The 20,525-nt window shown below is 38.4% G+C and carries 20 protein-coding genes and 1 tRNA gene; 5 read left to right on the forward strand and 16 right to left on the reverse strand.

Annotation, left to right across the window (positions count from 1 at the left end; translation table 11 throughout):
* Window positions 1–54 precede the first annotated feature (54 nt).
* The 3 genes from CPT03_RS11475 to CPT03_RS11485 all read right to left on the reverse strand — a co-directional run bounded on the left by CPT03_RS11475 (window position 55) and on the right by CPT03_RS11485 (window position 3,599).
* Complete coding sequence (locus CPT03_RS11475) at window positions 55–1,506, reverse strand: TolC family protein (RefSeq protein WP_099438985.1); 1,452 nt, start codon at window positions 1,504–1,506, stop codon at window positions 55–57.
* A gap of 24 nt (window positions 1,507–1,530) precedes the next feature.
* Window positions 1,531–2,775, reverse strand: a complete 1,245-nt coding sequence (locus CPT03_RS11480) for an efflux RND transporter periplasmic adaptor subunit (protein WP_157766414.1) — start codon at window positions 2,773–2,775, stop codon at window positions 1,531–1,533.
* Window positions 2,776–2,999: 224 nt separating this feature from the next.
* Window positions 3,000–3,599, reverse strand: coding sequence for a Crp/Fnr family transcriptional regulator (locus CPT03_RS11485; RefSeq protein WP_216641539.1), 600 nt, complete (start codon window positions 3,597–3,599; stop codon window positions 3,000–3,002).
* A gap of 211 nt (window positions 3,600–3,810) precedes the next feature.
* Here CPT03_RS11485 and CPT03_RS11490 point away from each other — a divergent pair, with 211 nt between their 5' ends.
* On the forward strand, window positions 3,811–4,434 hold the full coding sequence (locus CPT03_RS11490; protein ID WP_099438987.1) for a hypothetical protein: 624 nt from the start codon (window positions 3,811–3,813) through the stop codon (window positions 4,432–4,434).
* A gap of 502 nt (window positions 4,435–4,936) precedes the next feature.
* On the opposite strand, the gene CPT03_RS11495 is transcribed toward CPT03_RS11490, so the two are convergent.
* The 5 genes from CPT03_RS11495 to CPT03_RS22795 form a co-directional block, all read right to left on the reverse strand.
* On the reverse strand, window positions 4,937–5,371 hold the full coding sequence (locus CPT03_RS11495; RefSeq protein ID WP_216641540.1) for a hypothetical protein: 435 nt from the start codon (window positions 5,369–5,371) through the stop codon (window positions 4,937–4,939).
* 64 nt (window positions 5,372–5,435) lie between these two features.
* Window positions 5,436–6,461, reverse strand: coding sequence for a site-specific integrase (locus tag CPT03_RS11500; protein ID WP_099438988.1), 1,026 nt, complete (start codon window positions 6,459–6,461; stop codon window positions 5,436–5,438).
* Window positions 6,448–7,458, reverse strand: a complete 1,011-nt coding sequence (locus CPT03_RS11505; RefSeq protein ID WP_157766415.1) for a tyrosine-type recombinase/integrase — start codon at window positions 7,456–7,458, stop codon at window positions 6,448–6,450. The genes CPT03_RS11500 and CPT03_RS11505 overlap by 14 nt, the downstream gene beginning before the upstream one ends.
* On the reverse strand, window positions 7,451–8,683 hold the full coding sequence (locus tag CPT03_RS11510; protein ID WP_216641541.1) for a tyrosine-type recombinase/integrase: 1,233 nt from the start codon (window positions 8,681–8,683) through the stop codon (window positions 7,451–7,453). Before CPT03_RS11510 ends, CPT03_RS11505 begins: the two co-directional genes overlap by 8 nt.
* 266 nt (window positions 8,684–8,949) lie before the next feature.
* Window positions 8,950–9,114 (reverse strand): hypothetical protein, encoded by a 165-nt coding sequence (locus CPT03_RS22795; RefSeq protein ID WP_157766416.1) that lies wholly within the window; start codon window positions 9,112–9,114, stop codon window positions 8,950–8,952.
* A 456-nt stretch (window positions 9,115–9,570) separates the two neighbouring features.
* On the opposite strand from CPT03_RS22795, the gene rhuM reads away from it, so the two are divergent.
* Complete coding sequence (rhuM, locus tag CPT03_RS11515; protein WP_099438990.1) at window positions 9,571–10,554, forward strand: RhuM family protein; 984 nt, start codon at window positions 9,571–9,573, stop codon at window positions 10,552–10,554.
* Between the two features lie 67 nt (window positions 10,555–10,621).
* Window positions 10,622–11,080 (forward strand): hypothetical protein, encoded by a 459-nt coding sequence (locus CPT03_RS11520; RefSeq protein ID WP_099438991.1) that lies wholly within the window; start codon window positions 10,622–10,624, stop codon window positions 11,078–11,080.
* A 135-nt stretch (window positions 11,081–11,215) separates the two neighbouring features.
* Here the strand turns inward: CPT03_RS11520 and CPT03_RS11525 are convergent.
* The 4 genes from CPT03_RS11525 to CPT03_RS11540 all read right to left on the reverse strand — a co-directional run bounded on the left by CPT03_RS11525 (window position 11,216) and on the right by CPT03_RS11540 (window position 15,362).
* A tRNA-Leu gene (locus CPT03_RS11525) sits at window positions 11,216–11,299 on the reverse strand.
* Window positions 11,300–11,319: 20 nt separating this feature from the next.
* On the reverse strand, window positions 11,320–12,084 hold the full coding sequence (locus CPT03_RS11530; protein WP_099438992.1) for an MBL fold metallo-hydrolase: 765 nt from the start codon (window positions 12,082–12,084) through the stop codon (window positions 11,320–11,322).
* Window positions 12,085–12,143: 59 nt separating this feature from the next.
* Window positions 12,144–12,794: a LolA family protein gene (locus CPT03_RS11535; RefSeq protein WP_099441089.1), complete on the reverse strand. Its 651-nt coding sequence runs from the start codon at window positions 12,792–12,794 to the stop codon at window positions 12,144–12,146.
* A gap of 9 nt (window positions 12,795–12,803) precedes the next feature.
* A complete protein-coding gene (locus CPT03_RS11540; protein ID WP_099438993.1) occupies window positions 12,804–15,362 on the reverse strand; it encodes an FtsK/SpoIIIE family DNA translocase in 2,559 nt (852 codons plus the stop codon).
* A 356-nt stretch (window positions 15,363–15,718) separates the two neighbouring features.
* On the opposite strand from CPT03_RS11540, the gene CPT03_RS11545 reads away from it, so the two are divergent.
* Complete coding sequence (locus CPT03_RS11545; RefSeq protein WP_099438994.1) at window positions 15,719–16,369, forward strand: ankyrin repeat domain-containing protein; 651 nt, start codon at window positions 15,719–15,721, stop codon at window positions 16,367–16,369.
* Between the two features lie 5 nt (window positions 16,370–16,374).
* On the opposite strand, the gene CPT03_RS11550 is transcribed toward CPT03_RS11545, so the two are convergent.
* From CPT03_RS11550 to pyrF, 4 genes are read right to left on the reverse strand one after another with little or no spacing between them, the layout of a single operon-like run.
* Window positions 16,375–16,596, reverse strand: a complete 222-nt coding sequence (locus tag CPT03_RS11550; RefSeq protein WP_048904402.1) for a PspC domain-containing protein — start codon at window positions 16,594–16,596, stop codon at window positions 16,375–16,377.
* Between the two features lies 1 nt (window position 16,597).
* Window positions 16,598–16,813: a hypothetical protein gene (locus tag CPT03_RS11555; RefSeq protein WP_099438995.1), complete on the reverse strand. Its 216-nt coding sequence runs from the start codon at window positions 16,811–16,813 to the stop codon at window positions 16,598–16,600.
* Window positions 16,814–16,829: 16 nt separating this feature from the next.
* Window positions 16,830–17,726 carry a DMT family transporter gene (locus CPT03_RS11560; protein WP_099438996.1) on the reverse strand — a complete coding sequence of 299 codons (897 nt, stop codon included), beginning with the start codon at window positions 17,724–17,726 and terminating at the stop codon, window positions 16,830–16,832.
* Entirely contained in the window at window positions 17,723–18,553 is an 831-nt protein-coding gene (gene pyrF, locus CPT03_RS11565; protein ID WP_099438997.1) for an orotidine-5'-phosphate decarboxylase, read from the reverse strand. The genes CPT03_RS11560 and pyrF overlap by 4 nt, the downstream gene beginning before the upstream one ends.
* A gap of 273 nt (window positions 18,554–18,826) precedes the next feature.
* Between pyrF and rho the strand changes: the two genes are divergently transcribed.
* On the forward strand, window positions 18,827–20,524 hold the full coding sequence (gene rho, locus CPT03_RS11570; RefSeq protein WP_099438998.1) for a transcription termination factor Rho: 1,698 nt from the start codon (window positions 18,827–18,829) through the stop codon (window positions 20,522–20,524).
* Window position 20,525 lies beyond the last annotated feature (1 nt).

Genomic DNA, 20,525 nt, shown 5'->3' on the forward strand with positions numbered 1-20,525 from the left:
ACAATAAAGTGTTTCATATGATCTGATTGTTTTATGTTGATTTGATTAATGAGTTTATATTTTTTTATTGGTGGTGAAATCAAAAAGTGTTAGCAGCCTGAGGTTGAAATAAGCATTCCAGAAGCTTTTTAAGGAATAGATGTAATCACGACGCGCCTGATCCTTTTCCTGTAGTGCAATATTCAAGTCGGTGATACTCAAATCGTTCAGAAAATACCTCTTTTTTGCAATTTCATAGCGTGCATTTGCCGTAACATCTGCCTCCGCATTGGTTTGCATTTGTTCCTTAATCATAGAAAACTGTCTCAGAGTGGTCAAGATCTCCTGCTCAAAATTTATTTGTGCCTGCTTGATGGTAGCAGTTACCAGCTTCCGGTTCGACTGTGCCGTTTTAATCCTTGAGGCTGCCCGACCCCAATCCAGGATGGGAATCTGAAAACCAAGGCGTATTTCCTGCTGGTCTTTCGCATTGCTATAAATTCCCGGAAGTTGATCTGCTACATTGGTCAATCCAAAAGTACCAAACAGATTTACTTTTAATCCATTATCACCCTTTGCCTTTGCTACCTCCCGATCAGCCTCAAGTAAGGCTCTTTTAAACTCTATCGCTTTCTGGCGGTTCTCTTTTGCCTGCGAAATGGCAACTTTAGCATCTACATCGAAGGTCAATAAGTTTTCAGGAAGGATGAGCTGGATCTGATTGGTAGCAGAAAAACCGATAAAAGATTTCAATTGCAGGTCAGCAGTTTCTGCATCTACATTTGCCTGTGCTACCGCTTTCCTGGCATTCAATACTCCCAGCTTCAGGCGAAGTAATTCATCTTTTGATAATTTTCCCAAGGCAGCTTTCCCCTCGCCAATTTTATAAATGGTCTCGTTGTTCGACAGGTTCTTAGTGGCAATATCCTTGTTAATCTGCGCGATTAGCAGACCGAAGAAGAGTTCTGAAGCATCCCGGCCCACTACTTCCATATCCTCCTTGTACTTTTTCTGAGATTCTTCATATCGCAGCGGTTCAATCTTCTGATCCCAGGACAGAGAATTGAATGCAAACAAGGGCTGGTTCAGCCCGATGATAAGCGGATTCCCATTGTAACGGGTTTGCTTGCGGTCAAAATCTGAGAACCTTAATACATTGGAACCCAGAAATACTTGTCCACCAGTCAGGCTAATATTTTGTGTCAGCCCCAGATTTAATTGTGAATTATCGTTGATCACCGGTTTAAATTCTACCGTCCCATCTGGCTGGATCACTGGGATATTAGTTTTACTAAACTGAGGCAATGTTCCGTCGAGCGTTAACTGTGGATTATAATTCGATTTGAACGTTCGATATTGCCAGTATTGGTTCTCCCGAATGGTTGATGCCTGTACTGCCGCGGTGGAATGCATCTTTGCAATCCCGATCACTTCAGTCAGGTTTAGTTTTAGCGTATCACTAACGCCCTGGCTTTTCCCTGGTATAGTGATGAAAATTCCCGCAAGTAATAAGATGGGCTTGAACATGGATTTGTAGCTTATTAAGTTTAATTACTTGATCTTTATTTTGTCAAGGTGAATAAAGTCCTGCATCTCCGAGATAATGACTTTTTCTCCTGCTTTTATTCCCGAAAGAATCTCGATATAGTCGGTACTGCTTTCCCCCACTTTCACTTTACGGGATAGGGCATGGTCCCCCTCAACCACAAACACCTTTTGCTCTTCCGACCCAGTAAATGCAGCACCATTCTTTACCCTCAATGCGTGTTCTTTATAGGAAGTGACCACGAAAACATCAGCTTTTAAATTGGCCCGGAGTAGCTTTGAACTTTTGTTACTTAAATTGATGGCAAATTTCACCGTTCCGTCCTCTACTGCAGGCTGTACATTGCTGATTGTACCACGCAGGTCAGTTTTATCGATCCTAACCAAGGCGGCTCCGCCCGATTTAACTTGGTCTGCATACGTATCAGAAATGCTCGCTTCCACTTTAAAACTACTTAAATCAGCTATACGCACCAGTTCTTCCCCTTCACTAATTTCCGAGCCGATCTTGCTGTTCACCCAGGTGATTACCCCATCTCGGGGCGAGGAGATGGAGGCATTTTTCAGTTTATCGCTAATGCCTTTAATATCCTTCTCACGGATATTGATTTCATAGCCCAGGCTTTTCAGATCAGCCTGCATTGTAGCTTTCTGGTTATCCATCTGGTTTTTGATTTGCTGTAGCTCCAGTTTTGCTACATTTAAAGTCAAACGAGCCTGTTTAACATTTTCATCTGTACTTCCACCAATCGCTAAAAGCGATTGTTCATGTTCTAATGCAGTTTCCAGGCTACTGATTTTCATTTGCTTAATGGCATACTGCGTCTTCAGTTCATCAAGACTCTTCTCCAGACCCAGGGACAATTGGTTTATTTTATTACGGTTAACATGTTGTTCCTCGTTCAGTTTTTCAAAGGCCAGCAAAGAAGCTTCCTTATTCAGGCGTAGAATTGACTGCCCAGGCAGAACCTTTTCACCAGCATTAAAAAGTACCTGTTCAATTTTCGCATTAACCGGAGAACTGATAGAGAATTCATATTCTGGTGTGATGACACCCGATGCTGGTACCGTTGCTTCCATCCTACCAGCTTCCGCAATTGAAGTTGTCAGGGTACTGAGTTTCACCGCAGGTTCCACAATACTTTTAAATTGAATAAATCCAAAAACGATTGCCATAACGACAATGGTGACGACAATATATATCCTGGTTCTTCGCCAGGCTTGTTCTTTGGATGAAATTTCACGGTCCATATTTACAATAATTTGAACCCAGTATTCCAATAGAAATGCCAGAAACAAACATCTGTAAATAAATCAGTTACAATAATGTAGCAAAACTTAACTGTCTCATTGTGGACAGTGTGTATTAAAGTGAGCAGGAAATGTAAAGGATATTAAAAGAACAAATCAAACCTTTGTGACCTACTAGTCAAAACGACACAAAAGCCAAAAACAGATTTCGCAGAGTTGTAAATTTATGACGCTTTTCTAACCAGCCTTTTTCTCATTCTGCTTAAAGATTGCGGAGTGATGCCCAAATAACTCGCTAAATGGTACTGAGGGATTCTTTGAGCCAAATCAGGCCTTATTTCCAGCAAATTCAAATAGCGTTGCTCTGGTGTAGAAATCTTAAAACTGTCAAATGCTATTTGACTTTTTGAGTGTAAATCTTCAGAAACAAGACGGCACAGTTTTTCTAAGATAGGGTATTTTGCAAAAAGCTCTTCATCTGTCTCTGAACTAGCTATAATCAAAATAGAGTCCTCAAGACAATCAACATAATACTCGGATGGGGTATCGTTTAATGCACCTGGAGGGCTAAGGGTTTCAGACTCGGTATAAAAAGCAGTAGTCTTCTCTTCGGCATCAACCATATAATAACACCTGATGCATCCTTGAAGCACAAAATAAGCATCCTTTGAGCGCTGTCCCTCTTTCAATAAGATTGTTCCTTTCCTAAAACTTTTAAAAATGGCTAAATTTAAAATAACATTTTGCTCCTCTTCAGACAGGATTACATACCTCGCTAAAAAATTTAATAGGATTTGATCCATTTTATCATTAGTCAATTGCATTTTTTTAATATTTAGGCGATAGGGGTGTCAATTTAATATTTCTTGATGATATATTAATGCCCAAAAAAAATTATTTCACATGAAAATCTGATCATACTAAATCTTCAAAAACTAAAATACATGATAGGGTTCATTTCTTACCTTAAGTGAACGAGTTATAGCCTCTCGTCAATCTACCTTTGCATTATCGTTTAACAACCAATATATCAAAATGCAAAAGAAAATTTTATGGTTCGCCTTGATTTTAATAATGGCAGGCACACTCCAAGTTAAAGCTCAATATTCCAAACAAGACAGTACTTATAGAAAGTATTTTATAGGTAGTACCTTATTTATGCTAGCTAATGTAGTAGCTGATAATAACAAGCCTGGAATGGTTTATCTCAACTTAGGTTATCGCATCACAGGAAAAGATGTAGTTTCACTTGAATTTAAAACCTGGAAATATGCCTGGCCAATTGGCATCCCTTATGGAAAATCATTTGAAGCAGAAGGAGAAGGGTTCCCGGGTTATATTCGTGAACACGGGGTTTCACTTAATTATCAAAGGTTTCTATTAAAGCATCTTTTTGCTCAAGTTGACGTGATGCCTGCGTTTCAAACCTTTGTAAATGATAACGGCAAGAAGAACAATGGCTTTCAAATCTTTAACACTTATTCCATTGGTTATCACATTAAACTTTTCAAGGATAGGCTCTTCTTTCAACCCTCAATAGCAATTACTCATCGTCCCTATCAATCAACAATGCCTGATTCGTTTAAACAGGTTGATGATAGATGGTCAAAATTCTTCTTCGGGCAGCCGGGATTGCATTTCGGGTATAACTTCTGGTAACCTTGTGGAGGTTAAGTACATAATTCAGCGACAAAAATCAAAACGAATTTATTTAGGAAACAGTTACAAGTTGGCCTTTCAAATTACCCTTGAATTCTTGCTACATTCTTCTTACAATCATCAAGCAATGACATAAACTATCCGGGTAACAATTAAATTTGAATATTACGCTTCCACACCTGAGAAATCTCTTCGAAATCTACGAGCTTTGTAACATATTTCAGAAGCATGCAATCGTCCGCGCCTTGTTCAAAGACAATCTAGCCTACGGGGCGGTATGTTTAAAACAAACTTCATTGACCCCAAATTCATAGCTAATGCACTGGAAATGAACAAAAAAGAACTAATCAATTATGAACAATCCTTTCAATTTTCGGACAAAATCCCGATAAGTACTCCAAAGCATATTGTTAACGAAGAGTTTTAAAGAGGGTATGAAAAAATGTGCCCGTCTTTATGATTTCCCGACCGATTTTTAAAATCAAAAACAGATTGTATCGAACTAAAAATCGTCTCGCAACTTTCGTATTTGTTCAAGTGCTGCTACGTCAATCTGATCTTTTGCGCGATCAACAACCTTCTTATTCTCAATTAATTGATTAATATGCAAAAAAGGAACATTTACGCTATCAATATCCGCAATAGAGGCCATTTCCAAACATTCGTCAAAGGTATATCCTTCAAGCCCCTTCATTTCAATGAGTATATCTAAACGGAGACCATTGTTAAGATGAAAATCTGTCCAGCCAAGTATAAATTGCATAGTTTCGATCAGTGAATAATCCCCCATATCACATTTTACAAATGCTTTTCTCAGCTGCTTTCTATTTTCTAAGGTGTCTTTTAGCCAAATATCTAAGTCACCTGTAAAATTATCATGAGTTGTGATAAATTTTCTTATCCAAAGTAGATCGTTATCAAAAGTGCATTTTACCATTTCTGAAAATCAGCCATTTACCTTCTCTACTTTATAATACAGCTTTTGATAACGATACGATAAACTACTTGGTGAGGTTTTTTAACCAGATCTTGAGTTGAGAATCCTTTTCCCACGACCCTTCGGTTCCCAGATTAGGAATGACGTTTATATATGCAGCTTCCAATGCTTCACGCTTCTGTTTTGAGTCTGCCCTAGCATATATCTCAGTAGTCTGTATGGAGACATGCCCTAAGATATCGCGTATATACACGAGATTAACCCCCGCTTGTAAAAGATGCATGGCATAACTGTGTCGCAATGTATGAGGACTGATCTTGTCCGGGATTAGATCCGGTTTCAACTTACGGGCGATATCGGCATAGATATTAAGTATGTAGGTTATCCCGGCGTTAGTCAGTCTCCCGCCATGATTATTGGCAAACAGCGGACGTTGGTTGTTAGCAGGGTTATCAAGTGAGTTTTCCTTCATATAGTCCAGTAACAATGCCACCTGTTCGTTTTGTAAGGGTACAATCCGTTTTTTGTTTCCCTTTCCGTGGAGCGTGATACAGCAAGGTTTGTCCATACGTAAAGAAGAAGGAGAAAGGTCGATAATTTCCTGGACCCTGGCCCCGCTGTCGTACATCAATGCAATGAGAGCCAAGTTCCTGCGTCCAATCCTATTACCTGTGGGGATTTGCTCCAAGAGTAACTTGACGGCATCAACGGTAAGGTAGTTAACACTTCGTTTTTCTTGCCGTTTCACTTTGATAGATAAGATCTCCTGCCAACGGCCAATGCGCTTCACATCTTCGTATTGCATATATCTAAAGAAAGAATGCAGTGCAGCGAGTCGTTGGTTTCTGGTTGCGTTGCCGCATTGTCTGCTGGTTTGCAGCCAGTCAAGGAAACGCAAGATTACATTTCTGTCAAAGTGATCGAGTAATAAGGCGTCTGCCTTGATGTGTTCATTTTCATCCAGGAAAGTCAGCAGGTGTGTAAAGGTATTACTGTATGATCTGATTGTGTTGGTGCTGGCACCACGTTCTCCGACCAGGTAATCGGAAAAGAACCTGCTCAGGTATTTTGCAAAGTCAGTTGTTTCCATGATCTGTTTCGATATAAGGATTGTTTGGGAATACAGAAGAGGTCACCGGATATTTCATTCCGAGGATATCTGGATACATCTCTTGGGTCAGCCGTACATAGGTCTCTGTCCCTGCGAGTGATTTGTGCCCCAGGAAGACTGAAAGTATCGGCATAGCACAATACACATCCATCCCATCCCGCACCATCTGCATGAGTGAATGCACGGCCGTGGTATGGCGAATGTCGTGGATACGCGGTCCTTGACCATCATTGCGACGCGGGATTCTGCACTCCACGAGTATTTCACTGAACCAGCGATGAATTGAGTTCTTACTTATGGGCTTACCCACCGTAGACACGAAGAAGAATGATCCAGAAGCTGACACCCCTTTGATGGGTATGCGATCGCGGTAGGCCTTGTACTTGTTGAGTACCTCAAGCAAAGAAGGACAAATAGGTAGGAGTCGCTCCTCCTGGTTCTTAGTCCGTTTAAGAAGGATGTGTTTTCGCAGGAAGTCTATGTCTTCGTTTTTCAAGAACAGGGCCTCACCGATACGCATTCCCGTGGAATAAAGCACTCGGATCAGGCAAGGAACGGCAATGAGCACGCTAGTCATGCACCTGTACGGCAAGGTCAATTTATCGCTCGCCCCGAAGATAAGTTCCATTTCTTTGTGCGAGAAAATATAAGGGATAAATGGCGGCCAGTTCTTCCGGGGTAACCGATGTATGTAGCACTCGTGCCCCAAGTGACAGAGATAGCGGCAAAACTGCCGCATAATAGAGTGCTTATCATAAAGCGTCCGGGCCTTATCATTGAAACGGGTTTCACTCCATGCGTTGATCTGATCCCGCGTAATGTGGGGTTCGGTTGCACCTGTTGCAAGGAAGAAATGATCTAGCTCGGTAAATACATTCTGGAACTTAGGAAGTCCGAAGCCTAGCTGCTCTTTCATTTGTAGAAAACTGTTGAAATACGGGGCAAAAACGCTCTTGAAAATAATCTGCTTACTCATAAAACATTCCTCCCTTCTGTTCATAAAAATCCCTTCCGACCAAGGGAACTCCAAGTGTGCAGTGCCGGAGGTTATTTAGGTCGACGCGGAGGTATTTCATCGTAGTCTGAGTGGCTGTATGGCCGAGGGTTTCCGAGATGACAGGTAATGGAACACCGTTGCTAAGCAGCCGGCTTGCAAGGGTATGCCGCATTGCGTGGGGTCCAAATTTCCTGTTTCCAATATCTACCTTTGACGCTTTGATAATCCTGCTGATCGCACCATTGATGATCAGGCGGTTGATCGGACGGTATGGGGCACACGCCGAAAGGAATATATTGGGCTCGGATGATATCGGACGTACATGTTTCAGGTAATTGATAATGGCATCACCGACATCGGAAAGAAGGGGAAGTTCAACCTCTCGCTTGGTCTTATATTGGATGAGCCGGATCGTGTTATTATCCCAGTCCAGATTGGCAAACCTAAGGCCGGCAATATCAGATGACCGAAGTCCTAGCCTGGTAGCCAGCAATAGTACAGCATAATCACGCTTTCCTACAGGACAAGATTGATCCACTACACCTTCTATTAGCAGGACTTCATTAGGATCGTATATGGATGGTATTTTTTCTCGCTTGCCAAGTGCGTTTCTGCCGATGACGTATTCGATATTTCTCTCCACCAGTTTGCTGGCATACAGATAGCGGCAGAACAGACGGGTAGTGTTGAGGTATTGATCCTTGCAGTTCTGCGTCGAAGCCAGGAAGGCAAGTACGTGCTCCTCGTTGATGGCAGAGATACTCTGTACTGCTGTCAGTGATAGGTGCTCTAGAAAATAACTCAGTACACGCCGGTGGTTATCGAGAGTAGGTTTACTCCGTCGTAGTTCCGCTTGCGATGCCAAAAAAGCCTCTGCGGCATATCCTATCTCACCTAGGAGTTCATGATTGACACGCGGGACAATCCTGTTGCTAACCTTGCCGTAGACAAGGAAATCTGAAAGCACAGCTACGCTACGGCGTACAGCACGTCTATAAGTGGGACTATTAAAGGGCAGCGGGGAGTCAATAAAATCGTCTCCAACTGTAGGACTGTAAACAGATATGGCATGTTTTTCCATGAACATCACTATACCATTCTTCCACAACCGAATATAATCCCGAATTCGTGCTTCAGAATAATCGTTCTCCCTTAACCAAGCTATACATGTGTTGGTGAGGGAATCAATGTCTTCTTGTATCATCACTTATTTTCATTAACCAAGTGCTGAATTACATTTGGTCAAGAGATAACGATGATTATTAAAAGAAGATTATCAAAAGTAGTACTGTGAATCAGTTAGTTAAGGAGAAGAAAAAGAGGTGATCTGATAACGATCTACTTTGGATAAGTAAAACGCTGGTAGCCGTGTAAATTGGTGGCGTAACCACCGACTATAATATATTGCACATTATACTCTTGAAGTGCTCTCCAAAAATTTAGTATCTCTTCATCAAAGATATCCACGAATTATTTACTGATAAATGGTTTATGTGATATAGAAGCCTTACTCATGGTCTGTTGTATTTTATACAAACGCGTAGCCATTTCAAAACGTTCTTTATAGCTTCGTTTCAGACCCTCTTTTAAAAGTTCCAATTCGGCCTGATCAAATATTTGTTTCCTTTTGTCCATGAAATGTTGACCTTAAAACTATATCAAATTTACATAAAATGCTTGTCATTAACAAGAAGGGCTGCAGACATTAATCTACAGCCCCTTTAATAATTTTCCTAAGAAACTTTAACACTATACTAACACAGTGTTAAAAAAATGTACCGTAAAGGAGGATTACTTTGAACATCTGGAGCGCTTCTGCATGATTCTGGATCCAATTATTCAGGACTTAAAAAGTAAAGGTTTTATATAAATTGTGAGCATGGAATTTATAAATTTAGTTTATGCGCACCCCTATATCCCATAATATAGAACTAGAAAATTTGCGTATTTGTAAGCAAATACTTTTGAAAAACAATAATCGGCCTTTTGCTTTTAGCAGTCAATGATTTCTACGCATGCGTAATCCAATATTGGATAAGATGATTACCTACCTTTGATGATTTATAAATAAGTTAGCACTAAATTTAATATATGACTGAGGATCAAATTATTATTTATCAATCGTCAAATGGCGAAACTGCAATAGATGTAAAGCTCCAAGATGAGACTGTTTGGCTCACACAAACGCAAATGCAGTTACTTTTTGACCAGACAAAGCAGAATATAAGTCTACATATAAACAATATATTTAAAGAAAATGAATTAACCAAAGATGCAGTTGTCAAGGAATCCTTGACAACTGCCAAAGACGGGAAGAGATATAAAGTCAGGCACTACTCTTTGGATGTAATCATATCTATTGGTTATCGAATTAAATCAAAAAAGGGTACACAGTTTCGAATATGGGCTAATAACGTATTGAAAGAATATCTCATTAAAGGATACGCCATTAATCAAAAACGGCTCAAAGAGCAGGAACAGCACCTAAAGGAACTCAAGAGTACTGTCAGTCTATTAAGCAATGTTCTGATAAACAAGGAACTGAATTCTGATGAAGCGACAGGCTTGTTAAGAGTAGTGACTGATTACGCTTATGCATTGGATATCTTGGATAGGTATGATCATCAACAGTTGAAAATTGAGGGAACAACTGCAACTGAATTATTTATAATAGACTACAAGGAAGCGAAGCAAGCAATAACAGACTTAAAAGAAAAATTCGGGGGAAGTTCTCTATTTGGAAATGAAAAAGATCAATCCTTCAAAGGTTCTATCGCTGCCATATATCAAACATTTGGCAGTATAGATTTATATCCAAGCGTAGAAGAAAAGGCTGCAAACTTGCTGTATTTTGTAGTTAAAAACCATTCTTTCTCTGATGGTAATAAACGGATTGCCGCTTATCTTTTTGTTTGGTTTCTTGATAAAAATGACATCCTATATAAATCGGATGGCTCTAAACGCATTGCAGACAATGCACTCGTTGCATTGACACTCATGATTGCGGAAAGCAAATCCGACGAAAAAGAAATGATGGTTAAGGTAATAGTCAACTTGATTAACGTTAACAATTAACAAAAGGAATTAGTAAATTAATAGTGCCAGCGAATGGCACTGATGAGATAAACCAAACACATTTAGTATGATTTTAAAAAATCCCATAACTGGCATTGCATTAAGTGAATCAGAACTCTCCTATTTTGTTAAACTAAAACTAGACGCTTCCTGGATTACCGAAGACTGGATTGCCAATAATGTTCCAATTGAAGAAATAGAACAATTTGTCGTCTTACACCTTAACGAGACGAAAAGAAGTCATCGATTTTTTAAAAATTCAAAATACAAAAAGAAATTAAAAAAGTATTTAGTAAAGGAATGCTATCTAATGGAGTCAGACAAGACAGAGGTATATAGGTTATCCGACGGCAACTTGATTCTGAGCATGTCTTGTAAAAATCTTCTCAAGGTTATACAGAAGTTCAAAAATAAAAAAAATGCAATGAAGGATATTTATTCAATTCTAAATATCAAATTAGTTGTCTCTTCATGTAAAATTATGTCCACTTTGATTGAAATTTCTATAAGATCAGAACTTGATTAATCTGCGATTTCGAAGTGTTTGAGAATCAAAAAGTTGTAAAATCAAATTTTCTAAAAGTGCAGCAAAAATATTTTGAAAAGGATGATTTATAAAACACAAATAGCTAACAATAAGATTGTTAGCTATTAAAAAGTGTACCCGAGAGCAGATTCGAACTGCCACGCCGTTGCCAGCACCAGCCCCTCAAGCTGGCGCGTCTACCAATTTCGCCACCCGGGTATATTGCTGCAAAGATATATTTATTCACAATATAATGTTAAGCCATCATAAGCTAATTTGATATTATCAGGCAATTCTTTTTCAACAACCTCATGAAGTCCCATATTATGGCTTATATGCGTAAAATAAGTCTCTTCAGCACCTATCTTCTGTGCAAAGTTAATAGCTTCATCTAATGTAAAGTGAGAAATATGCTGTTCTTTTTGCAAAGCATTTACAACAAGTATTTTAGCCCCTTTAATTTTGGCAATTGTTTCTTCAGACACAGTTTTTGCATCAGTTATATAAACGAAATCATCTATCCTGAATCCCAAAATTGGCAGCTTATAATGCATAATATCCAAAGGGATTATAGAGGTGTCACCCACTGAGAATACCTCATTAGAAATTGTATTTAAATCAATTTGTGGTAAACCCGGATAGTGAGCCTCGGCAAAAATGTAAGAAAACTCTCTTTTTAAAGCATGCTGAACACGTTCGGTAGCATAAATCTCAATATTCTTTTTCAGGAGATAATTAAATGGCCTGATGTCATCTAAACCTGCAACATGATCTTTATGCTCGTGGGTAAACAAAATAGCATCCAGATCTTTAACATTTGCCCTAAGCATTTGATATCTAAAGTCAGGCCCACTATCAATAACAATGGTTCTGTCATCAGTTTCTATCAACACAGACACCCTTAAACGCTTATCTTTATGATCGGCAGACCGACAAACTATGCAATTACATGCAATAACAGGAATACCCTGCGAAGTACCTGTTCCTAAAATCGTGATCTTCAAAATAAAGAGGTTACTGTCATACCACCAAACTTAGAAAAAATTGTTAAAAAAATACAATCTTACCTTAAGTCTACCACCTCTACACCCGGATACTTTTTAGCATCAAAAGCAAATGTAGATTCGGGAACCTTAACATTAGGCACAAAAGATTTTATAGCATAAGCATATTTGCTTCCGTTCTTGTCAAAAATCAGCACATTAGCAATTTGTTTTGCTGCCTTATCAATGCTTAAACGAATCTTAAAAAAGGATTTCTTTGTATCTACTGGCGACAGGTCAATCATTTGATAAACCTTTCCGCCAACCTTACTATCTCCAGTATACAAATACTTATAGCCCTTTTCATAAATAGTAAAAATCTTTGCCGGGTTTATCACATCATCACTATTATCCACATTTGTGAGCTGTACCTCTTTATCGTCTTTCAAATAAGTCCACTGGCTTTTACCATCACTTATTAAATCCTGATTAGACATAGCAACCTTATATTTATTGGCACCGGCTTTTGCATATAACGTGCCTTGCTGCGTTTCTTTAACTTTTGCTTGCTGATTATCTATAGTAAATGTAAAATCGGCCTTAACAACATCATATAAACGATATTTTTTACTCACCTCTGCTAATATAGCTTTAGCCTTAACATCGGTTTGAGCATACGAGGACAAGGCAACTCCCAACACAAACATCAACAACACTATCTTCTTCATCATGTTCTTCAATTATTTATTTAGCTCATTCAAGAACTGTTCCAAAGCGTAATCGTCGGGTATTAAAACTTCCCTTGCCTTGCTTCCTTCAAATGGCCCAACCACTCCCGCAGCCTCTAATTGATCAATAATACGACCTGCTCTATTATAACCCAGCTTCAATTTTCTTTGTATTAAAGATGTAGAACCTTGCTGATGCATAACAATTAGTCGGGCAGCATCTTCAAACATGGCATCCCTGTCATTCGGATCAAAGTCAAGCTTCGCCGATTCAGCAGCCTCATCAATATATTCAGGTAACTGATAAGCCTCCGGATAACCACGCTGAACGCCAATAAAATCAGAAACCCTATCAACTTCGGGTGTATCAACAAATGCACATTGCAACCTGATAAGATCATTTCCTGTCGACAGAAGCATATCACCCCTACCAATTAACTGATCAGCACCTCCACTATCCAAAATAGTCCTTGAATCGATTTTAGACAACACCCTAAACGCCAAACGCGCCGGGAAATTGGCTTTAATAGTACCCGTAATGATATTTACTGAAGGGCGCTGAGTTGCAAGTACAAGGTGGATACCAACCGCACGGGCAAGCTGTGCCAATCGCGCAATAGGTGTTTCTACCTCTTTACCAGCAGTCATCATCAAATCTGCAAACTCATCAACAATCAGCACTATATATGGTAAAAACCTATGTGAATTGTTCGGATTTAGCTTCCTTTTAATGAATTTCTCATTGTACTCTTTTAAATTCCTTACCTGCGCATCTTTTAACAGATCATAACGCTGATCCATTTCAATACAAAGAGAATTTAAGGTATTAATTACCTTTTTGGTATCTGTAATAATGGCATCAGCTTCGCCAGGGAGCTTTGCTAAAAAGTGACGTTCAATTTTATTAAACAGGGTTAGCTCAACTTTTTTAGGGTCAACCAACACAAATTTAAGCTGAGAAGGATGCTTTTTATAAAGTAACGATACCAAAATGGAGTTAATACCAACTGACTTACCCTGACCGGTAGCACCGGCAACAAGCAAGTGAGGCATTTTAGAAAGGTCGGCAATATAAACCTCATTCGAAATGGTTTTACCAAGCGCAATAGGCAAATCCATTGCAGTCTGCTGGAACTTTTCAGTAGCCAGGATACTTCTCATCGAAACCATTTCCGGATGCATATTAGGCACCTCAATCCCTATGGTACCTTTACCAGGCATCGGTGCTATAATACGTATACCTAAAGCTGCTAAACTTAAAGCAATATCATCCTCCAGGTTTTTAATTCTCGAAATACGAACACCGGGTGCTGGTATAATTTCATAAAGTGTAACCGTTGGACCTATTGTCGCCTTAATCTTATCAATCTCTATATTATAATGATTTAGCGTTTCAACAATCTTGTTTTTATTTGCTTCCAGTTCATCTGCATTCACAGAGATTTTATTAGAACCATAATTTTCCAATAAGTCCAGATGCGGATATTTATAACTTGCCAGATCAAGTGTTGGATCATAATGACCAAATTGTTCTACAAGCTCCTCTGATTTCTTGTCTTCCTCAGTTTTTTCAATTGTCAATTCCGGCTCTGCCTTTACAGGGACTTCCAATATAGGAGACTTAGGTCTTTCATCAACAGTTGGAGAAAGCACAATAGGTGTATGCATAACATTTACTGCCGGAGTAAATACCGGTGCACCCTCTTCCTCTGCTTCCTTCTCCTCAAATCTTGATGGGGTAACTACCACATTTTGTTCCCTTTTACGCTGATTTGCTAATTTATCATTAAGCGTAAATTCAACAGGTTCAGAGCGCACCTCATTCTCCATCTCAATATTATCAGGGGTTTCCGGAATAATTGCTCCATCCTGCTTACGCTGTGGCAATTTAAAATCAATATTATAGGCAATTATTAAAATGGTTAACCCTAAAAAAGCAATTAATACACCCACTCCGGCAGTTCCAATCTGGGCCGTCAACAATTTATTAGTCCAGTAGCCAAACTCACCCTCTAAAAAATGAGGGGCGTTTGAAAAGAAAGCATGGCAAAAGCCGAAGGTCAAAGAAATAAACAGCAAAAAGAACAAACTATAACCAAGAGTTTTTTCAAGCGCAAATATTTTCACTTTAAACAGCAATCTGTACCCTATAACAAAGAATACAAAAACAAAAAGAAACGACGCCACCCCAAACCATTCGTAAATAAATTGGTGAGACAATAATGCACCTATTTTACCTAACCAGTTCTGTACTACAGGCGGTATATTAGTCTGTTGCAATTCCTCATATGTTTTAAACAGATTGCTCCAGCCTCCATTTGCATCAATTACATAACTATGATCTTCTTGCCATGTAAATAAATACGAAGTAAACGCAATAAGAAAGTAGAGCGAAAGAATGACAAAAAACAGGCCTATGATCTTAACCGCTCTCCCATTCTGAAAATCCAGACGGGGTAATATCTCAGTTCTCTCCCTAAATTTTTTAGGGCCTTGTGATCTGGAACCCTGCTTATCTGCTGGATCATTTTTAAAAGAATTGGACTTAAATTGGTTTCCCCTTACCGACATTTTTCTTACAAATATTAATAATCAACAAACTTAAATAATATTATTGCCATCTATGCTAAGATATTACAAATACCGCAAACCATATCTAATTCAACAAATTTATTCAAAGTAAAAACGTCCATTTCTTCAAAAACTTTTACACAAAAGAGTTCTTCTAAAAATAAATTTCAACAGAATTTTAAACCTTCTCTCGTAATTAAAGTCATAGATACAAAGCGTTTAAGTTTTGATTTTTAGATATAGTTTTGTTTTAGGGTGATCCCGTTTAGTGTACTACTAAGCGGGATTCTTTTTTAGATATAACATTTTACCTAAGTTTGTTAATTTAATTAAGCATTTTTAATTTAAATTTAACAATGGACATTGCTCATCTTGAAAGTTTAATTGAGGCCGATAAGAAACAAGACATATCAGATCTTTTGATCAGACAACCACAGCTTGCCAATCAAAAAACAAGCCACGGAATATCTCCCGTATTGTTAGCCTGTTATTACAGAAAACCTGGAATAGCTTTGTTAATAGCCAGTTTTTCAACTAATATAACATTATTTGAAGCCTGTGCATTGGGCAAATACGAACTTACAACTAAACTGATCGATCAAGATCCTGATGGTGTTAATTCCTTTTCTACAGATGGTTTTACACCATTAGGCCTTGCTACTTACTTTGCAAACGAGGAGATATGTAAGCTACTCATAAATAGCGGTGCTGATGTAAATATTCCCGCAAACAATGGTTTTAATGTTTACCCTATCCATTCTGCAGTTGCAGCAAAAAACTACAACCTTACCAAAATGCTTATTAATGCCGGAGCGATAATAAATGTAAAACAGCAAGCCGGCTTCACCCCTTTACATGCTGCAGCGCAACAAGGAGATATTGAAATGATAGTTTTATTGTTGGAAAATAATGCAGATCTCGATATCCGGATGGAGGGAGGTAAATTACCTGCCGATCTCGCTGAAGAAAAAGGCTTTTCAGAAATAGCAGAGATTTTGCGTCTTTAACGTCACTATACATCCCAAATGCGCAGGCGTATACGCTTAATATAGTGCCTTACGTCTAAAACCAGAGCTGCAAGAATATAAAATACAATTGGAAAACCTACCGCCAAGAAAGAAGAGTATATAAAGAATAGCCTGATTTTGCTAATCGACATATTTAAACGCTCTGCGAGATATGTACATACCCCAAAACTTTGTTTTTCAAAAAAGGTAACAATGCGCTGGAACATATTATTTTTTTAATATTTTAATTCCTATACCACAATTTAAGCATTTTTTTTGAGTACAGTAATATTTATTTAATTGTAATAACGCCTGAGACATAAAAGCATTGCCCGGCTTAACCACATATTCTAAAAAATTTGTGATCATTATCTTTCCCTCTGCTGGTATATGATTTAAAAAATCAAATGATCTTTCCATAAAATGTGGCTGATCCATGTTCATTTAAACAAGTATTAGCCTATATTTTTTGTTTCCTATAATTTGTGATGAACACCCCCAGAATAATCAGAGCAGTAGCAATAATGATATCGACAGTAACAATTTCACCAAGGATCAGCCAGCCTAAAAACAAGGCGATAATGGTATTGAAATAAGAAAGTATAGATACTTCAGTTGCAGTAACCTTCTTTAAAGCATAATGATAGCAGAAATAACCAACTACAGATCCAAAAATTGCCAGGTAACCTACCGCCATCAAACTCTTTAAACTCCATTCAGCTACATGAGTATTACCAGAAAAAACAAAAGCAAGCCCAAGCTGAATTATAGAAGAAAATACAAATTGATAAAACAGATCAAGAAAAATATTATCAGTTTTAAGGGTATATTTTTTAGTATAAATAGTTCCAGTGGCCCAACCCGTAACAGCAAAACATAAAAACATGATCCCTGTTTTGTAATTAGGATCAAGCAGATCACCCAAACCCGCTCTAAAAATAAAAGCCACCCCTAAAAAGCCAATTACTACACCCAAAAACCCCTTTAAACTAGGCTTTTGCAAACCGAACAACACACTTCCCAAAAATACTACAAGAGGGCTCAGCGCATTTAATAAAGATGTTAAACCACTGGGTATAGTTTCTTCTGCTACGGTAGTCATACCATTGGCAACAACAATCATTAAAACAGATACCAGCAGCTGCCTTCTTAAATAAGGCCAATCTTTCCATTTTAATTCATTTTTGCTCAGCAGTATCCCCATCAAAATTAAGGATGCAAATGCCTGTCTTATAGCCGCAACAAACCAGGCCGGAATGGTTTCTACTGCAACACGGATTCCCAGGTATGTTGTTCCCCAAACTACAGCAACGCCTATCAGTGCAAAAACTAGTTTAAAATCCGTTTTGGCGGTCATATCAATTTTGCAGACAGCAAGATCTGCTCCATCTCTTTTTGTACGTTTAGCGCCTCCTCTCTTGCCTTTTCAGCAAAATCTTCGCCTTTACTTGCATATATAATAGCTCTTGCAGAATTTACAAGCAAACCACATTCTTTATTTAAACCATATTCACAAACATCAGCAAGACTGCCACCCTGGGCACCGATGCCTGGTACAAGTAAGAAATTATCAGGAGCCAATCTTCTTATATTTTCAAACTCAGAGCCACGAGTAGCACCTACAACATACATCAGTTGCTCACTATTTGCCCATTGAGATGAAATTCTGATAACTTCCTCATATAATTTGCCCTCTGGGGTTTTATGTAACTGAAAGTCGCTATGGCCTGTGTTTGAAGTTAAAGCCAACAGGATTACCCATTTATCTTTGTATTCCAGAAACGGGCCAACAGAATCCTTTCCCATATAGGGTGCAACAGTTATAGAATCAAAGCTCATACCCGACTTATCCTCATTAAAAAAAGCATCGGCATACATGGCTGAGGTATTCCCGATATCCCCTCTTTTTGCATCAGCAATTGTAAAAATACCCTTAGGAATATGTTGCCACGTTTTAATTAAAGTTTCCCACCCCTTTAATCCCATTGACTCATAAAAAGCAGTATTAGGTTTGTAAGCTACACACAGATCTTTAGTCGCGTCAATTATCTGCTTATTAAATTCTAATACGGGGTTTTCGTATTTTAATAAGTGTTTTGGGATATTTTCCAGAACCGGATCAAGGCCAACACACAAAAAAGATTTCTTACTTTTGATTTGTTCAAATAACTGCTTCTTATTCATCAGAGGGTAAATTTTGTGTGCAAAGATGCCAAATTTAACAGTGATTTAACGCCTATTTAAAAACTTTTAAACGAAATTATTTTAAACAATTTTAAGTTTTTCTTGGAGATTAGGTTACAAATACATACAATTGCAACATAATTCTCTAAAAGTTTATCTGCACATTCCAGAAAATCCAATAAAAATTTTGTTTCCAACTATATTTTATAGCCGTTTTTTCTGCTTTGTTGAAGTGATAAATGCTTTTTTTAAAAATTTCTCTACACCCATATAATGTTTAATAAAACAGAATTAAATGAAAAACTCACAGCCGAATTGCGTGAGATTGCAAAAACTCAGGGCATACTAAATGCTGATGAGTTACGTAAGGCTGAACTGGTTGAAATTATTGCACAGATTACAGAACAAGAAACAAATGTTCCTGTTGCTGAGGTGACTGAGGTAGCAGCACCAGCTAAAGTTAGTAAAGCAAAGGCTGCAAAAGATACCGGCACTGCAGAAAAACCAACCCGTAAAAGAATCCGGATATCGGCAAAGGAAGATGAAGGCCCAACAACTAAACCTTTCAATAAGGCATCATTGTTTGATCCTCTTCCGGGCTCTGAACAAAGATATGCAGATGAAGCTGCTCAAGAGATAATCATACCTGATGCTGAGCCAGAGGTTGAAACGCCACAAGCACCTTCAGAAACTATAGAAACTGCCAAATCAGCTCCGGTAGCTGCCCCTGTTCAAAATGCCCCTTCAGGCGAAAACAAAAAGAACAACAAGCCTCAAAGAGACGAAAACAGACCTAAAGGACCTAATTCAGGTGGTCATCAAAAACAAAATGAGAATAGCTATTCAAATCTTGATTTTGACAATACCATCACCAACGAAGGTGTTCTGGAAATTATGCCAGATGGTTATGGTTTCCTAAGATCTGCCGATTATAATTACCTTTCATCTCCTGATGATATTTATGTATCTCAATCTCAAATCAAGCTATTTGGCTTAAAAACAGGCGATACAGTTAAAGGAAGCATCCGCCCTCCAAAAGAAGGCGAGAAATATTTCCCTTTGGTAAGAGTAGAAACGATTAACGGACGCTTACCAGCTGATGTTAGAGACCGTGTTCCGTTTGACTACCTTACTCCTCTGTTTCCTACAGAAAGGTTAAACCTTTTCACAGAAACCAACAACTACTCTACCAGGATTATTGATCTGTTTACCCCAATAGGTAAAGGTCAGCGTGGTCTGATTGTAGCACAGCCTAAAACAGGTAAAACCAATTTACTTAAAGAGGTTGCCAATGCAATTGCCAAAAATCATCCTGAAGTTTATTTGATCATATTATTGATAGATGAACGTCCGGAAGAGGTTACTGATATGGCAAGAAGCGTAAGAGCTGAGGTTATTGCTTCAACTTTTGATGAGCCTGCAGAACGTCACGTTAAAATTGCTAACATCGTTTTAGAAAAAGCAAAACGTCTTGTAGAATGTGGTCATGATGTAGTAATCCTGTTAGACTCTATCACAAGGTTAGCAAGAGCATACAACACAACTGCTCCAGCATCTGGTAAAATTCTTTCTGGTGGTGTTGATGCAAACGCATTGCACAAACCTAAACGTTTCTTTGGTGCTGCACGTAACATAGAAAAAGGTGGTTCTCTAACCATCCTTGCAACAGCCTTAACAGATACCGGTTCTAAAATGGACGAGGTAATCTTCGAAGAATTTAAAGGAACTGGTAACATGGAACTACAGTTAGATCGTAAACTATCTAACAAACGTATCTTCCCTGCTATTGATATCACTGCTTCAAGTACACGTAGAGATGATCTATTACATGACAGAGATACGTTACAACGTGTATGGATTTTACGTAACCACCTTGCAGATATGAATGCTCAGGAAGCAATGGAATTTGTACAGGCACAAATAAAAGGCACAAAATCCAACGAAGAGTTTTTAATTTCGATGAATAGCTAAT

Source organism: Pedobacter ginsengisoli, assembly GCF_002736205.1.
In the GTDB taxonomy this organism is placed as follows: Bacteria; Bacteroidota; Bacteroidia; order Sphingobacteriales; family Sphingobacteriaceae; genus Pedobacter; species Pedobacter ginsengisoli_A.

What these genes read in the sequence shown, in the direction of transcription:
- CPT03_RS11510 (WP_216641541.1), bottom strand. Translation starts at nt 8,683, where the DNA reads ATGATACAAGAAGACATTGATTCCCTCACCAACACATGTATAGCTTGG.
- rhuM (WP_099438990.1), top strand. Translation starts at nt 9,571, where the DNA reads ATGACTGAGGATCAAATTATTATTTATCAATCGTCAAATGGCGAAACT.
- CPT03_RS22795 (WP_157766416.1), bottom strand. Translation starts at nt 9,114, where the DNA reads ATGGACAAAAGGAAACAAATATTTGATCAGGCCGAATTGGAACTTTTA.
- CPT03_RS11550 (WP_048904402.1), bottom strand. Translation starts at nt 16,596, where the DNA reads ATGTTCCAGCGCATTGTTACCTTTTTTGAAAAACAAAGTTTTGGGGTA.
- rho (WP_099438998.1), top strand. Translation starts at nt 18,827, where the DNA reads ATGTTTAATAAAACAGAATTAAATGAAAAACTCACAGCCGAATTGCGT.
- CPT03_RS11490 (WP_099438987.1), top strand. Translation starts at nt 3,811, where the DNA reads ATGCAAAAGAAAATTTTATGGTTCGCCTTGATTTTAATAATGGCAGGC.
- CPT03_RS11555 (WP_099438995.1), bottom strand. Translation starts at nt 16,813, where the DNA reads ATGAACATGGATCAGCCACATTTTATGGAAAGATCATTTGATTTTTTA.
- CPT03_RS11475 (WP_099438985.1), bottom strand. Translation starts at nt 1,506, where the DNA reads ATGTTCAAGCCCATCTTATTACTTGCGGGAATTTTCATCACTATACCA.
- CPT03_RS11495 (WP_216641540.1), bottom strand. Translation starts at nt 5,371, where the DNA reads ATGGTAAAATGCACTTTTGATAACGATCTACTTTGGATAAGAAAATTT.
- CPT03_RS11545 (WP_099438994.1), top strand. Translation starts at nt 15,719, where the DNA reads ATGGACATTGCTCATCTTGAAAGTTTAATTGAGGCCGATAAGAAACAA.
- CPT03_RS11535 (WP_099441089.1), bottom strand. Translation starts at nt 12,794, where the DNA reads ATGATGAAGAAGATAGTGTTGTTGATGTTTGTGTTGGGAGTTGCCTTG.
- CPT03_RS11500 (WP_099438988.1), bottom strand. Translation starts at nt 6,461, where the DNA reads ATGGAAACAACTGACTTTGCAAAATACCTGAGCAGGTTCTTTTCCGAT.
- CPT03_RS11485 (WP_216641539.1), bottom strand. Translation starts at nt 3,599, where the DNA reads ATGCAATTGACTAATGATAAAATGGATCAAATCCTATTAAATTTTTTA.
- CPT03_RS11505 (WP_157766415.1), bottom strand. Translation starts at nt 7,458, where the DNA reads ATGAGTAAGCAGATTATTTTCAAGAGCGTTTTTGCCCCGTATTTCAAC.
- CPT03_RS11540 (WP_099438993.1), bottom strand. Translation starts at nt 15,362, where the DNA reads ATGTCGGTAAGGGGAAACCAATTTAAGTCCAATTCTTTTAAAAATGAT.
- pyrF (WP_099438997.1), bottom strand. Translation starts at nt 18,553, where the DNA reads ATGAATAAGAAGCAGTTATTTGAACAAATCAAAAGTAAGAAATCTTTT.
- CPT03_RS11480 (WP_157766414.1), bottom strand. Translation starts at nt 2,775, where the DNA reads ATGGACCGTGAAATTTCATCCAAAGAACAAGCCTGGCGAAGAACCAGG.
- CPT03_RS11560 (WP_099438996.1), bottom strand. Translation starts at nt 17,726, where the DNA reads ATGACCGCCAAAACGGATTTTAAACTAGTTTTTGCACTGATAGGCGTT.
- CPT03_RS11520 (WP_099438991.1), top strand. Translation starts at nt 10,622, where the DNA reads ATGATTTTAAAAAATCCCATAACTGGCATTGCATTAAGTGAATCAGAA.